Annotated in this window: 14 protein-coding genes; 6 read left to right on the top strand and 8 right to left on the bottom strand. The window is 60.4% G+C overall.

Annotation, left to right across the window (positions count from 1 at the left end; genetic code table 11):
- Positions 1 to 41: 41 nt before the first annotated feature.
- Positions 42 to 710: a peptide-methionine (S)-S-oxide reductase MsrA gene (msrA, locus tag ACMCNM_RS02055; protein WP_412763859.1), complete on the top strand. Its 669-nt coding sequence runs from the start codon at positions 42 to 44 to the stop codon at positions 708 to 710.
- A 3-nt stretch (positions 711 to 713) separates the two neighbouring features.
- Positions 714 to 1,337 carry a glutathione S-transferase gene (locus ACMCNM_RS02050; RefSeq protein ID WP_412763858.1) on the top strand — a complete coding sequence of 208 codons (624 nt, stop codon included), beginning with the start codon at positions 714 to 716 and terminating at the stop codon, positions 1,335 to 1,337.
- 218 nt (positions 1,338 to 1,555) lie between these two features.
- Here the strand turns inward: ACMCNM_RS02050 and creD are convergent, their stop codons facing one another.
- From creD to ACMCNM_RS02030, 4 genes are all read right to left on the bottom strand, one after another.
- Positions 1,556 to 2,884: a cell envelope integrity protein CreD gene (gene creD / locus ACMCNM_RS02045; protein ID WP_412763857.1), complete on the bottom strand. Its 1,329-nt coding sequence runs from the start codon at positions 2,882 to 2,884 to the stop codon at positions 1,556 to 1,558.
- A 198-nt stretch (positions 2,885 to 3,082) separates the two neighbouring features.
- Positions 3,083 to 4,516 carry a two-component system sensor histidine kinase CreC gene (gene creC / locus ACMCNM_RS02040; protein ID WP_412763856.1) on the bottom strand — a complete coding sequence of 478 codons (1,434 nt, stop codon included), beginning with the start codon at positions 4,514 to 4,516 and terminating at the stop codon, positions 3,083 to 3,085.
- Positions 4,516 to 5,196, bottom strand: a complete 681-nt coding sequence (creB, locus tag ACMCNM_RS02035; RefSeq protein WP_186681264.1) for a two-component system response regulator CreB — start codon at positions 5,194 to 5,196, stop codon at positions 4,516 to 4,518. The genes creC and creB overlap by 1 nt, the downstream gene beginning before the upstream one ends.
- A gap of 180 nt (positions 5,197 to 5,376) precedes the next feature.
- A complete protein-coding gene (locus ACMCNM_RS02030; RefSeq protein ID WP_099428126.1) occupies positions 5,377 to 5,877 on the bottom strand; it encodes an ATP-dependent zinc protease in 501 nt (166 codons plus the stop codon).
- A gap of 182 nt (positions 5,878 to 6,059) precedes the next feature.
- On the opposite strand from ACMCNM_RS02030, the gene ACMCNM_RS02025 reads away from it, so the two are divergent.
- Both ACMCNM_RS02025 and ACMCNM_RS02020 read left to right on the top strand, forming a co-directional pair.
- Positions 6,060 to 6,947, top strand: a complete 888-nt coding sequence (locus ACMCNM_RS02025; RefSeq protein ID WP_412763855.1) for an acyltransferase — start codon at positions 6,060 to 6,062, stop codon at positions 6,945 to 6,947.
- A 246-nt stretch (positions 6,948 to 7,193) separates the two neighbouring features.
- The gene (locus ACMCNM_RS02020) at positions 7,194 to 8,543 is read left to right on the top strand and encodes an APC family permease (RefSeq protein WP_412763854.1); all 1,350 of its coding nucleotides are present in this window, start codon (positions 7,194 to 7,196) and stop codon (positions 8,541 to 8,543) included.
- 151 nt (positions 8,544 to 8,694) lie between these two features.
- Here the strand turns inward: ACMCNM_RS02020 and ACMCNM_RS02015 are convergent, their stop codons facing one another.
- Positions 8,695 to 9,270: a DUF2780 domain-containing protein gene (locus ACMCNM_RS02015; RefSeq protein ID WP_186681255.1), complete on the bottom strand. Its 576-nt coding sequence runs from the start codon at positions 9,268 to 9,270 to the stop codon at positions 8,695 to 8,697.
- Between the two features lie 332 nt (positions 9,271 to 9,602).
- On the opposite strand from ACMCNM_RS02015, the gene ACMCNM_RS02010 reads away from it, so the two are divergent.
- Together ACMCNM_RS02010 and ACMCNM_RS02005 are read left to right on the top strand one after the other, a co-directional pair.
- Positions 9,603 to 10,529: an RHS repeat-associated core domain-containing protein gene (locus ACMCNM_RS02010; protein WP_412763853.1), complete on the top strand. Its 927-nt coding sequence runs from the start codon at positions 9,603 to 9,605 to the stop codon at positions 10,527 to 10,529.
- A 303-nt stretch (positions 10,530 to 10,832) separates the two neighbouring features.
- Complete coding sequence (locus ACMCNM_RS02005) at positions 10,833 to 11,756, top strand: RHS repeat-associated core domain-containing protein (protein WP_412763852.1); 924 nt, start codon at positions 10,833 to 10,835, stop codon at positions 11,754 to 11,756.
- 119 nt (positions 11,757 to 11,875) lie between these two features.
- Here the strand turns inward: ACMCNM_RS02005 and fdhA are convergent, their stop codons facing one another.
- The 3 genes from fdhA to ACMCNM_RS01990 form a co-directional block, all read right to left on the bottom strand.
- Positions 11,876 to 13,075, bottom strand: coding sequence for a formaldehyde dehydrogenase, glutathione-independent (gene fdhA, locus ACMCNM_RS02000; RefSeq protein ID WP_186681250.1), 1,200 nt, complete (start codon positions 13,073 to 13,075; stop codon positions 11,876 to 11,878).
- Positions 13,076 to 13,352: 277 nt separating this feature from the next.
- The gene (purU, locus tag ACMCNM_RS01995) at positions 13,353 to 14,210 is read right to left on the bottom strand and encodes a formyltetrahydrofolate deformylase (RefSeq protein WP_027594310.1); all 858 of its coding nucleotides are present in this window, start codon (positions 14,208 to 14,210) and stop codon (positions 13,353 to 13,355) included.
- 12 nt (positions 14,211 to 14,222) lie between these two features.
- A complete protein-coding gene (locus ACMCNM_RS01990) occupies positions 14,223 to 14,855 on the bottom strand; it encodes a sarcosine oxidase subunit gamma (RefSeq protein ID WP_027594309.1) in 633 nt (210 codons plus the stop codon).
- Between the last annotated feature and the right edge of the window lie 22 nt (positions 14,856 to 14,877).

The following is a 14,877-nucleotide window of genomic DNA, read 5'->3' as shown; positions in this document are numbered from 1 at the left end:
ATGCCCCAGCACCTATCTACCTGACATACAGAGGAACGGCCATGGTCCTGCGTTCGGAAATCCTGGTGAACAAAAACGTCATGCCAACCGCGGAGCAGGCCCTGCCTGGCCGTGAAACGCCAATGTCGCTGCCCGAGTTCCACTATGTGTTCGAAGGCACCCCGCTGCTGGGCCCCTTCTTCGAAGGTGCCATCGACTTCGCCATCTTCGGCCTGGGCTGCTTCTGGGGCGCCGAGCGCCGCTTCTGGCAGCGTGAAGGGGTGGTCAGCACGGTGGTCGGCTATGCCGGCGGCTTCACCCCCAACCCCACGTACGAAGAAGTCTGTTCCGGCCTGACCGGCCACACCGAAGTGGTGCTGGTGGTGTTCGACAAGGACAAGGTCAACTACCGCGAGCTGCTGGCCATGTTCTGGGAACTGCACAACCCAACCCAGGGCATGCGCCAGGGCAACGACGTCGGCACCCAGTACCGCTCGGCCATCTACTGCACCTCGCCGCAGCAGCTCGAAGAAGCCAAGGCCAGCCGCGATGCCTTCCAGGCCGAGCTGAACAAAGCCGGTTTCGGTGAGATCACCACCGAGATCGACCAGGCCCCGACCGTGTACTTCGCCGAGGCCTACCACCAGCAGTACCTGGCCAAGAACCCGGACGGCTACTGCGGTATTGGCGGTACCGGTGTGTGCCTGCCACCCAGCCTGCAGGGCAACTGAACCATGGCCACGATGACCCTGTTCCACTCGCCGCTGTCGCCCTTCGTGCGCAAGGTCATGGTGGTGCTGCACGAGACCGGCCAGCTTGACCGCGTCACCCTGCAGCCGGTGAACATCAGCCCCGTGAGTGGTGATGACCAGCTCAACCAGGGCAACCCGATCGGCAAGATCCCGGCCCTGCGCCTGGACGACGGCACGGTGCTGCACGACAGCCGGGTGATTTGCGAGTACCTCGACCTGCAGCACGTCGGCCTGCCCTTGCTGCCGCGTGAGGGCTCGGCGCGCTGGCGGCGCATGACCTTGGCGTCGCAGGCCGATGCGATCATGGATGCGGCGGTGTCGAGCCGCTATGAGAGCTTCCTGCGGCCTGAGGACAAGCGCTGGGATGGCTGGCTCGAGGCGCAGGGCAACAAGATCCGCCGCAGCCTGGCCAACCTGGAGCAGGAACATCTGGCGGAGCTGATCTCGGGCTTTGATCTGGCTGCGATTGGCGTGGCCTGTGCGCTGGGTTATCTGGATTTGCGTCAGCCTGATTTTGGTTGGCGTGAGCGCCAGCCTGCGCTGGCGGCGTGGTATGCCGAGGTGATCAAGCGGCCGTCGATGGTTGCCACATCTCCGGTGGCCTGACGGGCCTCTTCGCGGGGCAAGCCCGCTCCCACAAATCCATCCCTGGACTGCCCCCAAGGGTTGGATTGGTGTCCAAATTCTTGGGGGCAGTCCATCCCTGTGGGAGCGGGCTTGCCCCGCGAATGGGCTGCACCGCAGCCCCAGGCTTCACCTCGGTATCACAGGAAACAACTGCCCAATCCTGCGTGCCAACCACCGCCCGATTTCTCTGTCCTCCCTCATGCCGCCCTCCCCACCCGCGCCCAGTCCAGCCGCCGAGTCAGCACCATGAACACGCCCAACAAACCAAAGCACAGCAACGACCCCATCAACAGCGCGTAGTCCTCGGCGCTGAGCAGCCCATAAAGCATCCCGTACAACGCCGCTAACCCCACCGCAAACCCAACCCCACGCCCCAGGCTGCGCAGCACGTGGCTCAGGTAGAAGCCAATCAGCAACACACAGGCCAAAGCCGACAGCCCATACGCCGGGCCAAAGCCGATGTGTTCGGACATCGACAGCAACAGCAGGTAGAAAAACGCCAAGGCCACACCCACCAGGATGTACTGCACCGGGTGCACGCTGAGGTTCTTCAGCACCTCGAACAGGAAGAAGCCGGCAAAGGTCAGGGCAATGAACAGCAGCGCGTATTTGATCGCCCGCTCGCTCTTCAGGTACTGATCAACCGGGTCGACAAAGCTGACGCCAAAGGTGCGCTCGCTGAAATCCTCACAATGCCCGGCCGTGGCGCACTGGCGCAGGGCATCTTCAAGGTTGGTGGCGAAGAACGACGTCTGCCAGTGGGCAGTGAAGCCTTGGGCATCGATGTCGCGACGGCTGGGCAGGTAACTGCCGATGAAGCTTGGGTGCGGCCAGTTGGCGCGCATATCGACACTGCTGGTACGGCCAACCGGCAACACCTGCAACTGGCCAGTGCCTTGCAGCGCCAGGTCGAAGCCGTAGCTGAGCTCCCGCGCTTGCAGGCCATCCAGCCCTGGCACGCTGGCATGCACGCCACCGCGCATCCAGTCGAGCCCAGTCCCCGCTTCGAACGGCAACTTGCGCTCGTCGAGCGTCAGCTCCAGGCCATTCTCGATGCCACGAATATCGCTGATGCCGACGACCAGAAAGGGCTTGTCGAACCGGTAGTCTTCAAAATCCTTGTCGATGCCCCACCGTTCGGGGAGCTTGAAACGGCCACTGATGCGGCCCTTGGCGTGAAACAGCCGCGCCTGGTAGATGCCGCGAGAACGCAGCTCGGTATCGACACCCAGATCGGCCTCAAAGGTTTCCGGCAGGAAGTACAGGTGGCCGGCGATGCTGCTGGTCTCCTGGGTACGCTCGCCGTCCTTGTCGATCCAGCGGCGCTGGTACTTGCGGTAAGGCACCACCAGCAGCGGGCCACTGACCTGCTGGTCGAAGCTGGCGCTCTGGGCGATGTCACGTACTACGCTGTCACGCAGGGTCTGGCGCTCGTCGATAAGGCCGTTGATCATCAGCAGCGGGATCAGCAACAGCACCATCAGCAGGGCAATCATGCCGAGCTTGAATCCAAGGGTCTTGTTCATAGGGCCTCCTTTGGCAGTGGGCGCAGTGTCTGCGCCTTGCGTGGAGGCCTTGCGGAGCTTGTGTGGAGATTGTGTGTACTTTCAAGGGCCCTATCGCCGGCAAGCCAGCTCCCACAGGTACAACATAAGGTCCCAAGCTGTGGAGTACCTGTGGGAGCTGGCTTGCCGGCGATGGGCCGCGCAGCGGACCCGGCAATCTCAGCTGATACGCCGCACCGGCAGCCACAACCTTACCCGCACACCGCCATCGACGTTATCTACTGCAAGCGAACCGCCATGCAGCTGCATCACCTCGGCCACAAAATTCAGCCCCAGCCCGGTACTCTTGCGCCCACTCCCCGGCCGCGGCAGCGAGTAAAAGCGCTCACTCACCCGCCCAATGGCATACGCCGGTATCGCCTGCCCCTGGTTGAACAGGCTCAACGCCACCCGCCCACCGTCGCGCTCAAGCTCGAACAACAACGCCCCACCGGCCGGGGTAAAGTCCAGCGCATTGTCGAGCAGGTTGGCCAACGCCTGGCGCATCAGAAACGGATCGCACAACAACCGCAAACCGGCCGGCACCCGCTGCCGCACCTGCAGGCCCGCCGCTTCGATGCGCGCCGCATGGGCCAACAGCAATTCGTCGACCAGTGCCGCCAATGCCACCTGCTGCTCGTCCTCCAGCGCCTGCATCTGCTCCACGCGGGCGAGGTTGAGCAGGCGTTCGATCATCTGCTGCAGGCGCTCGCTTTCGCGCTCGATGTTGCCGGCAAAGAGCGCCCGCTGTTCGGCCGGCATATCGCCCTGCAGCAGCTCGGAGGCACCGCGGATGGCCGCCAGCGGGCTTTTCAGTTCGTGGGTCAGGGTGTGCACATAGCGCTCGACGTAGGCCTTGCCTTCCAGCTGCGTGCGCATGCGCTCCACTGCATTGGCCAGGTGCGCCAGCTCACCGCCCTTGTAATGCGGCAGCGCCGCCCGCTCACCTTCGCTGACCGCCTGGGCGTAACGGGCCAGCCTGCGCAGCGAGCGCGCCAGCCACCACGACAGCGCTGCGCCAATCAACAAGCCCAGGCCGATCAAGCCCAGGCCCAATGTGAGCAAACGCTGCTCGGAGCGGTCGATGTAGGGTTGCAGCGAGCTGTTGGGCTTGGCCACGGTAACCACACCGATGATCTGGCCGTCATCGATGATCGGCGCGGCCACATGCATCACCGAAGTGCTTTCGTCATCGGCGACACTGCGCGTGGAGCGGGCGCCGTACTCGCCGCGCAGGGTGAGGTAAACGTCATTCCACTTCGAGTAATCCTTGCCCAGGTCCTCACCGCTGGAGTCGAGCAGCACGATGCCTTTGGCGTCGGTCACGTAGATGCGGTGGCTGACCTGGTTCTTCGCCAAGCCCCAGATCTGCGCGCCCGGGCTGCGCGAACCGTAAGCCTTGAGGACTTCGGGCAAGCGGCTTTGCCCGAGGGTGCCGGCCTTGACGTCATCGTGCAGGATCTCCGCCAGCAGGTTGGCGGTGTCGACCAAGGTTTCTTCGGACGATTGGCGCACCACCGGGCGGATCTGTTCGCGCACCGTGTTAAGCAGGAAGTACCCCGCCAGCCCGACGAACAGGAAGTACACCAGGAAGATCCGGATGCCCAGGCGCATCAGGCGTGATCCGGGCTGTAGCTGTAGCCGAGTCCGCGGTGGGTCTGTATCGGTTCTGCCTCGCTGGCGACCAGGCGCAACTTGGCGCGCAGGCTCTTGATGTGGCTGTCGATGGTGCGCTCGTAGCCCACGTCAGACGCCACGCCCAGGGCATCGAGCAGTTGCTCGCGGCTGAACACCCGCTGGGGCTGTTCCAACAGGCACTGCAGCAAACGAAACTCGTGGCGGGTCAGGCTCAGCGGCTGGTTACGGTAGCTGATCTGCATGCGCAGGGTATCGAGCTGGAACAGCGTTGCCGCGGCGGCGGGCTCAACACGTGGTGCCATGCGTTTAAGGATGGCCCGCACCCGTGCCGCCACCTCGCGGGGGCTGAAGGGTTTGACCACGTAGTCGTCGGCGCCGATCTCCAGGCCCACCACCCGGTCGATTTCGCCATCGCGGGCGCTGAGGAACATCACCGGCACCTCGCTGAAGCGGCGCAGTTGGCGGCAGGTTTCGAAACCACTGATATCGGGCAGGCCGATGTCGAGGATGATGAGGTCGGCCGGGCGCTGGCGCTGCTGGTCGAGGGCGGCGCTGCCCAGGGTCACCCACTCGGTGCTGTGGCCGTCGGCCTGCAGGGCGTAGACCAGGGTGTCGGCGATGGCGGCTTCGTCTTCGACGATGAGGATATGGGGCATGGTGCGCGGCCTGTGCAGATATCAATGGCGACGCACTATTGTGTAGGAGCGGCCTTGTGTCGCGAAAGGGCCGCAGAGCGGCCCCGGCAAAATCTGCTTCAACGCTGAAATCGTGGGGCCGCTATGCGGCCCTTTCGCGACACAAGGCCGCTCCTACAAGGGGCCCAGTCAGGCTCCAGGTCAGCAGTCCGGCTTGCCGGCGGTGAACTTCTTGGCCGGGTTGACCGCTGCCTTGAACTCACGCAACGCTTTGGAACCGATCAACAGCGGGTAGTTGAAACTGCTGCGGTCCACCAGGTTCACTTCGACCGTGCGCTTCACGTCACCCAGGCACAGCTCCAGGTCGACCACCGGGCGCTTGGAGATTTCCGGCGCATCGCCCTCTTCCTCTTCGTCGGCACGGCCCTTGATCTTGCTGATGCGCGAGACCTTGTGCTCGTAAACCTTGCCGTCGGACTCTTTGGTCGCCAGGCGGAAGCGTACCCACTCATCGCCATCGCGGGTGAACAGCTCGATGTCTTTGGCCGACAGCGACGCGGTGAAGGCACCGGTGTCCATCTTGGCCTTCAAGGTCTCGCCAATTTCCGGCAAGGCGATGTTTTCGTAACGGCCATAAATCGTCGGCTCGGCGGCCATGACCGGCAAGGCGAACAGTGACAACAGGGCAAGCAGTGATTTCACGGGTTACGCTTCCTTGAGTGCAGACAGTGCTTAGACTGCATGAGTTGAATAGGTTCGTCTGTACACGGTAATCAACACAATGTGAAACATTTGTCCTCGCCGCTGGGCATTGGGCATTTGGCGTAGGCCGCATCGCTGCTTATCATTGCCGGCTGTTTTTATCTCACTACAAGAGTTCCTTTATGCGTCGCCTGCTGACCGGCATTCTCACAACCCTCCTGCTGCTGCTCAACACCGTGGTGTTGATCTGCCCGCTGCTGGTCTTTGCCCTGCTCAAGCTGGTGCTGCCGGGCCGTGGCCGTGACTATGCCTCTGCGGCGGTGATGTGGGTCGCCGAAACCTGGTCAGAGATCGACAAGGCGATTTTCGCCCTGTGCATCCCCACCCAGTGGGATATCCGCGGCGTCGACCGCCTTCGCAAGGACACCTCGTACCTGGCCGTGAGCAACCACCAGACCTGGGTCGACATCCCCGCGCTGATCGAAAGCCTCAACCGCCGCACACCGTTCTTCAAGTTCTTCCTCAAGAAGGAGCTGATTTGGGTGCCACTGCTGGGCCTGGCCTGGTGGGGGCTGGATTACCCGTTCATGAAGCGCTACAGCAAGGCGTTTCTGGACAAGCACCCCGAGCTCAAGGGCAAGGACCTGGAGATCACGAAGGCCGCCTGTGAGCTGTTCAAGCGCCAGCCGGTAACCGTGGTCAACTACCTAGAAGGCACGCGCTTCACCGAAGCCAAGCGCCAGGAGCAGCAATCGCCTTACCGCTACCTGCTCAAGCCCAAGGCCGGCGGCGTGGCGTTTGTGCTGGCGGCGCTGGGCGAGCAGCTGGATGCGCTGCTGGACGTGACCATCGTTTACCCGGGCAACCAGGCGCCGGGGTTCTGGGACTTGCTCGATGGCAGCATTAGCCGGGTGATTATCGACATTCAGGTGCGTGAGCTGGACCCGGCGTTGTGGGATGGGGATTATGAAAATGACCCGGCCTTCCGGCAGACCGTGCAGGCTTGGGTGAACCAGCTGTGGTTGGAGAAGGATCAGCGGATTGAGCAGTTGCGGGCGGAAATGGGCTGAGATCTCTATCGCCTGTTCCGGCCTCTTCGCGGGCAAGCCCGCTCCCACAGGTACTGCACACCCATTGATTGTGGTGCGTTCCCTGTGGGAGCGGGCTTGCCCGCGAAGAGGCCAGCACAGGCACAGCACAAATCTGATTAAAACCCAGGCTAATAATCAACATAAGGATTACTTCTTTGTCACCCTCCACCTAAGTGGATAAAAATCGATCAAAGCACAACTACAAAAAATTGCCTGGATCGATCGATGGCCAACCAACCTTGCTCCACCCCCGCCCAACTTCGTCGCGTCTTGGGCCTACCCGCCCTGGTCTTCTTCGGCCTGGTGTACATGGTTCCGCTGACCATCTTCACCACCTACGGCATCGTCACCGAACTCACCGGTGGCCGCACCGCTGGCGCCTACCTGGTTACGCTGGTGGCCATGCTGTTTACCGCCGCGTCCTACAGTTTCATGGTCAAACGCTTCCCGGTTGCGGGCTCGGCGTACTCCTACACCAACATGGCCTTCGGCCAGAACGTTGGTTTCCTGGCGGGTTGGTCGCTGCTGCTCGATTACTTGTTCCTGCCGATGATCAACTACCTGCTGATCGGCCTGTTCCTCAACATTGCCTTCCCGGCTGTGCCCGCCTGGGCCTTCGTGCTCGCCTCCATCGCCCTGGTGACCGTGCTCAACGTGGTCGGCATTAACTCGGTGGCTAAAACCAGCAACCTGATCGTCGGTGCGCAGATCGTGTTTATCGGGGTATTCGTGGCCTTGTCCTGCCAGACCCTGGCCGGCCAACCGCTAGACCTGCTCTCGCCGCTGATGGGTGACGGCACACAACCTGGCTTCGGCCCGCTGATGGCGGGCGCCGCAGTACTGTGCCTGTCGTTCCTCGGCTTCGATGCCGTCTCCACCCTGGCCGAAGAATGCCGCGATGCCCGCCGCGACGTGCCACGGGCGATCATCCTCACCACGCTCTTCGCCGGCGTACTGTTCACCGCGCTGGCCTACGTCAGCCAGCTGGTGCTGCCGGGCAGCACGTTTGCAAACGCCGATGCGGCGGCTAATGAAGTGATGTTCAAGGCAGGCGGGCAATTCCTGGCCAACTTCTTCACCGCTGCCTTCGTCGCCGGCAGCCTGGGTTCGGCGCTGGCCTCGCAGGCAGCGGTGTCGCGAATCCTGTTCACCATGGGGCGCGACAACGTGCTGCCACGGCGCAGCTTCGGTTACCTGTCGCCACGCTTCGGTACGCCAGTGTTCGCCATTGCCCTGGTGTCGACGTTCTCGCTGCTGTCGTTGGTGATCGACCTGGCTACCCTCGCCTCGCTGATTAGCTTTGGCGCGCTGGTGGCGTTCTCGGCGGTGAACCTGGCGGTGGTGAAGACCCACCTGATGGGTGACAGCGCACAGCGCAACCTCAAAGGCCTGCTGTGCTATGGCGCGGTACCGCTGGTGGGATTGGGCCTGACGCTGTGGCTATGGACCAGCCTGTCGGCGCTGACGCTAGTGATTGGGCTGTGCTGGTTTGCGCTGGGCCTTGCGTACCTGGCCGTACTGACTAGCGGCTTCCGCCGCCCGGTCAGCCTGGTGGACTTCACAGAAGCCGCCTGATCTACGCAATTGTGCTTTGTGGGAGCGGCCTTGTGTCGCGAAAGGGTCGCGTAGCGGCCCCAGCAATCTTGACTGTGATGCTTAAATCCTGGGGCCGCTGCGCGCCCCTTTCGCGACACAAGGCCGCTCCCACAGAAATGGTGTTAGGCCTTCAGACCGAAGGCTGAGCCAGTGGCGCTGGGGTAGTCCACAGGCTACCCAGGTTCTGCAGCAACGCCCCCGCAATCCCCTGCTGCCCCAGGTACTGCAGAATCAAAGGCGCAAACTGCCCGATCATCCCGGTATCCATCCCCAGCGCTTTGAACGCGCTGTCCAGGTCGCTGCGGTTCTCCACGTTGTTGCCCAGCGCATTGTTCAACGCCGACTGGCTTTCGCTGTTCTTGCCGAGCAGCTCACCCAACCCACTCAACCCGCCCAGCGCATTGGCACCGGACAGCAAGTCCAGCCCAGGCACAGCTTTGGTCAGCTGACCGTAGTCGTCGGAACTCAGGTTATTGCGCGCCAAACCCAGCATCGCCCCCGCCCCGCCCACGGCCTGTTCCGGGGTGATCTTCAGTTCACTGCCCAAGGTATTGAGCAAATTGGCCTGCGCCTCGGGCGCCTGCACCTGGCCCTGTTGTTTTTGGTTCTGCATGGCCGACACGGCATTGGCGGCATCGCTGAGGTTGAAGGCGAACACCGGGCTTGCGGCCAGGGTCATCAGGGTTGCAAGGGTGAATGCTTTCATCGGGAGGGACCTCGTGGGCCGGGATGGCCGGGGAAACGAGGCATTCGACTGGAGGATTGGTGGTTTGTTCCAGGCCGCGTATCGGGGTATGTCGCGTACCCTCTGTGTGCTGTGTGCGGGCTTGCCCGCGAAGGGCGCACAGCGGCCCCGCTAACTGACAGGCCCAACCCTCACTGTCAGCACCCTCTCATTCCGGGACCGTACACCTAGCTCCCAGCCTAGTGGTGATCGCTCGTCCTAAGCACCTATCATTTTTGCTAGTTGTTAAACCAATAACGCATAGCTACATTTATCAAAGCATTACATTTCTGACAAATTATTATGGATATCCCATGAAACGCGAAGGCACTGTCCATTACTTCTACCAAAGCGGCAAGCTCTCCAGCGTACAGCAAGGTGGCCAGATATCCAGGAGCATACAAACTCCTGACATTCCACTTGCACAACGAAATACCGATACACTATTGGGTACTGGACTGTTGGCAGTAGAAAATGGCGGCTCGGTGCTCAGGTTGAATGCCCCCCAAAAAACAGAAGTCCATGCATTCACTACTTACGGTTACGATCCAACTCTCCCCTCGTCAAGCACTGTCTTAGGTTTTAATGCAGAACGGCTCGACACAGGGTCTGAAAGCTATGTACTGGGCAATGGCTACCGGGTGTTTAGCCCCATACTGATGCGATTTTTATCTCCTGATTCGCTAAGCCCCTTCGATGACGGAGGCATTAACGCATATGCCTATTGCTCCGGAGACCCAATTAATCACTTAGACCCCTCAGGTCATGCCCCCCCAGGGAAAAAAAACAATTCGGCAGGCGCTACCACCCACAAAGTAACCTCCGCACCTTCGCCGTCAGAAAGCCCTGTGACGCTTCGGCTAAATCAATTAAAACAAGAGCGCGCCAAGCTGGAGCTGGATAACCCTAGCCTAAAAGAAGACAAACAAAAGGTTTTGAATTATTCATTCAACAACCCAGGCAAGCTTAAAGAAATGCATGACCTTATACACACCACTCGATCTAAAAATGAAAGAACAGCGCGCGGTCACTGGAACCCTGATGCCGCCTTCGCGCAAATCGTCGACGCACAAGTAGCTGAAACCAACTTAACAAGCTTTTACAACTCAAATCCTGGAATTCAGGAGATGTACAAACTCCACAACACCACCCATAAACTTGATCAAAAAATTACATCTCTAGATCGTGAAATAAATAGTTTGGAGAATATGATTTATGTCATCAGAGGGAGTAACACATAGATTCGGCGATGCTGACCACAAAACCCCTTCGACGGTCAGGGTCCCGCTGGCGTGGAAACTATGCGCTTCGACCCAGTTCAAGACGAAGCGGAGCTCAGCGTACCGATCTGATGCCGAGCAGGGGATGATGCGCTGAGTCATGGATTGGCAGGGCTGGCCTCTTCGCGAGCAAAACCCACAGGTTATGAGGCAGTGCTGGGGAAGCTGAAAAACTGTTATTTCTGCCAGTATCGAAATTCTTGCGGCTGTTCAGAATGGGCTTCTGGCACACCCCATACATCCAGAGCAGCAGAGACCTGAATCATGAGCAAAGGATCGAACCGTTTGCTTTTCTTCTACCAGGGTAACAAGCTGATCACCGTCAACCAAGGCGACCACCACCGCGCCATTTTTCGTAGTGCGGATATCCCACTGGGCGAGCAGCAAGCGGGCGACAAGCCAGGCAGCTGGCTAATGGCTGCCGACAATAAAAGCTCTGTCCTCAGAGTGCAAGGCAAAGCCGAGGAAGAGGAGCATAGATATTCTGTATATGGCCATGACCCTTCGTTGCCCTCAGCAATTACCCTAGCGGGATTCAACGGCGAACGCCTAGAGGCGTTCAACCACTGTCAAATGCTAGGCAACGGCTACCGGCCGTATAGTCCAGCGCTGATGCGCTTTATCGCGCCTGATAATCTGAGCCCTTTTGGAAAAGGTGCACCAAATGCGTATGCCTATTGTCAAGGTGATCCAGTCAATTTCTGCGACCCATCAGGTCACGTCAAATCAATCATCAGAAACATAGAAAAAATCCCCTCTATTCAAATCGAGATTTATCACCCAAGAAAGCCATCAGAGCCAGCAGTTAATCTGCTAGAAAAACCCGGAAACACCAGAAATTATAAGCTGGAACCAAAAACACACAATTCGACATTCCACCGTGAAACGCTGTATATCATCGAAACAGCAGATACCAAAGAATATATTGCACAGTACAACTTATCCGAGTATGTGGCTAATGACATCGAGATCAGGCAGCTGAATGCGCATCTGAGTGCCAATGGACATAATCCGCCATTATCTCCTAGCGTGAGTAAATACCTCCGCACGGAAATCAAGAGCCGAACGGAACGAAACGACTTCATCGTTAAATTAGGTGAAAGTCTTTTCGCTAAAGCCGAAGACCCCACAATTGAAGGTATATACATTCGTGGAAGCTACAGAAGTTCAAGGGGCATGACGCCTTAATAAGGCGCACCCCGCAGCAGCGGTAGAGAGTTGGGCCTTCTGGTTCATCAGCTCAAGCCTTGTAGGTTGTAGTCTAGAAAAAAGCCCCTCATTCGAAGGGCTTTTATCTCAACTTTAAATTACGCCGCACCCCACATCTTGTGCGGGTCAATCACAAACTTCTTCGGCACACCCGCATCAAACTCGCCATACCCTTCCGGCGCCTGGTCCAGGTTGATCACCTGCACGCCAACCACCTCAGCAATGTTGATACGGTCCCACATGATCGCCTGCATCAGCTGGCGGTTGTACTTCATGGTCGGTGTCTGGCCGGTGTGGAAGCTGTGCGACTTGGCCCAACCCAGGCCGAAGCGGATGCTCAGGGCGCCGATCTTGGCAGCGGCATCCACGGCACCTGGGTCTTCGGTCACGTACAGGCCCGGGATACCGATGTTGCCGGCAACGCGGGTCACTTGCATCAGCGAGTTCAGCACGGTGGCCGGGGCTTCATGCTTGGCGCCTTCATGGCCGTGGCCGCGGGCCTCGAAGCCAACGGCATCGACGGCGCAGTCCACTTCCGGCTCACCGAGAATGTCGATGATCTGCTCGTGCAGCGGGGTGTCCTTGGACAGGTCGACCACTTCGAAGCCCTGCGACTTGGCGTGCGCCAAGCGGGCCTGGTTGAGGTCGCCGACGATCACGCAGGCAGCGCCCAGCAGGCGGGCAGACGCAGCAGCGGCCAGGCCGACCGGGCCGGCGCCCGCGACGTAAACGGTGCTGCCTGGGCCTACGCCCGCCGTCACTGCGCCGTGGTAGCCGGTGGGCAGAATGTCGGACAGGCAGGTCAGGTCACGGATTTTTTCCATGGCCTTGTCGCGGTCCGGCAGTTTCAGCAGGTTGAAGTCGGCATAAGGCACCAGCACGTACTCGGCCTGGCCACCGGTCCAGTCGCCCATGTCGACGTAGCCGTAGGCACCGCCGGCGCGGGCCGGGTTTACAGTGAGGCAGACGCCGGTGTGCATTTCTTTGCAGGAGCGGCAGCGGCCGCAGGCGACGTTGAACGGTACCGACACCAGGTCGCCTTTTTTCAGGCGTTCGACATCACGCCCCAACTCGACAATTTCACCGGTGATTTCGTGGCCCAGAACCAGGCCGACCTGGGCAGTGGTGCGGCCGCGGACCATGTGCTGGTCGGAGCCGCAGATGTTGGTGGAGACCACCTTGAGAATGACGCCGTGTTCAATCTTCTTGCCGCGCGGGTCCTGCATTTTCGGGTAGTCGATCTTCTGCACCTCGACCTTGCCGGCGCCGAGATACACCACTCCACGATTGCCAGACATGCTCTTACCTCGCTTGATTTTTATTTATGCAGCGTTGGTTGAAGCGCCGCCATCCATGGGCGGCATGTGTTACTGGGATGAGGGGAATTGTGGGCCTGATGAGGCGAGTTGCGCAGACTGAAAACGACAGGGGGATGCCTTTTTACGGCAGGGGATAATGTGTTGGGCCATTCGCAGGCAAGCCAGCTCCTACAGGTACAGCGCCGCCTTTGAAAGCGGCGGTGCACCTGTAGGAGCTGGCTTGCCTGCGATGGGCTGCAAAGCAGCCCCAAAATAGTCAGAGCACCACAGTCCGGTTGGCGTTAAGGAACACCCGCCGCTCAATGTGATACCCCACAGCCCGCGCCAGCGTCAGGCATTCGATATCCCGCCCCTTGGCAATCAGGTCTTCCGGGTAATGGCTGTGGTCCACCACCTCGACCCCCTGGGCAATGATCGGCCCTTCGTCGAGGTCGTTGTTGATGTAGTGCGCGGTCGCGCCCACCATCTTCACGCCCTTGTTGTAGGCCTGGTGATAAGGCTTGGCGCCTTTGAACCCCGGCAACAACGAGTGGTGAATGTTGATCGCCCAGCCGTCCAGGCGCCGGCACAGCTCGGGCGACAGCACCTGCATGTAGCGGGCAAGGATGACCAGTTCCGCGCCAGTCTCCTCGATCACCTGCAGCACCTTGCGCTCTTGCCCCGCCTTGTCGTTGGGGTCGAGTGCAAAGTGGTAGTAAGGAATCTTGTGCCAATGCGCCAGCGGTTCGAGGTCTGGGTGGTTGGACACCACTGCGACCACGTCCATGCCCAGTTGGCCAATACGCTGGCGATACAACAGGTCGTTCAGGCAGTGGTCAGCCTTGGACACCATGATCACCACCTTGGGGCGGTGATTAGGCGCGGTCAGCTCGAAGGCCATACCGAACGCTTCGCTACGTTCAGCGAGGCCGGCACGGAAGCCCGCCTCGTCAAAATCGTCCGGCTGGCGGAATTCGACGCGAATGAAGAAGCGCCCCGACTGCCGGTCATCGAAGGAGTGGTGCTCCGTGACGTAGCAGCGCTGCTCGTAGAGGAAACGCGTCACCACGTCGACGGTACCGAGCATGCTCGGGCAGTCGGCGGTGAGAATCCAGGTATCCGGTGCCCGACTCATGTGCGGCTCTCCTTAGGCTTCGATGCTCAGGCCGTATTCGGCCGAAGCGTCCTGCAGCCACAGCCACCAGTAATCGGCGAAGCTGCGGCGAATCACCAGTTCCCAGGTGTCTTCGGCGGTGCGGCGGATCACCAGTTGCGACTTGGCGAACACCGTACCGACGGCCTTGCCCACCGGGAAGTTGTTTGGGTGAACATCATAGCTGGTGGACTTCATCAGCACTTCGCGCACGTGCGGGCCGCGCAGTTCCAGCAGGCTCTGCCCACCGCTGACGTTGACCACCTGGATGTGCAGCCCGTCGAGGGCCGCGCGCAGTTTTTGCTCGATGGCAAACTCCTGGCCGCCCGGGACGATCAGCAGCCACTCGTCGGGGCCCATCCACTGCAGCGACATGTCGCTGTTGGCGACCACGGTCAGGGCCACCGGCAGCTCCAGGCCCAGGGCCTTGTGCACGCCTGCGGCAAAGGCCGGGTCATGGCCGTCGCCACGCAGGGTCAGGTGGCCGAGGAATTTTTTCTCACGCAGGGTCACGCCTGCGTTCTTGCGGCCCTTGCCAACCAGGCTGGCCAGGTCGGCATGGTGCAGCGGCGACTGGGCCTTGGCGTCGGCGCCGGGGTTTTGCTGGAAGACGTTGATAGCGCTCATTTCTTACCTGCCTTGAATTCTG

The sequence above is a fragment of the Pseudomonas sp. NGC7 genome (genome assembly GCF_047159675.1).
GTDB lineage: Bacteria > Pseudomonadota > Gammaproteobacteria > Pseudomonadales > Pseudomonadaceae > Aquipseudomonas > Aquipseudomonas kermanshahensis.
Note: the sequence above shows the minus strand (reverse complement) of the source record. Positions and strands in the feature narration are given on the sequence as shown.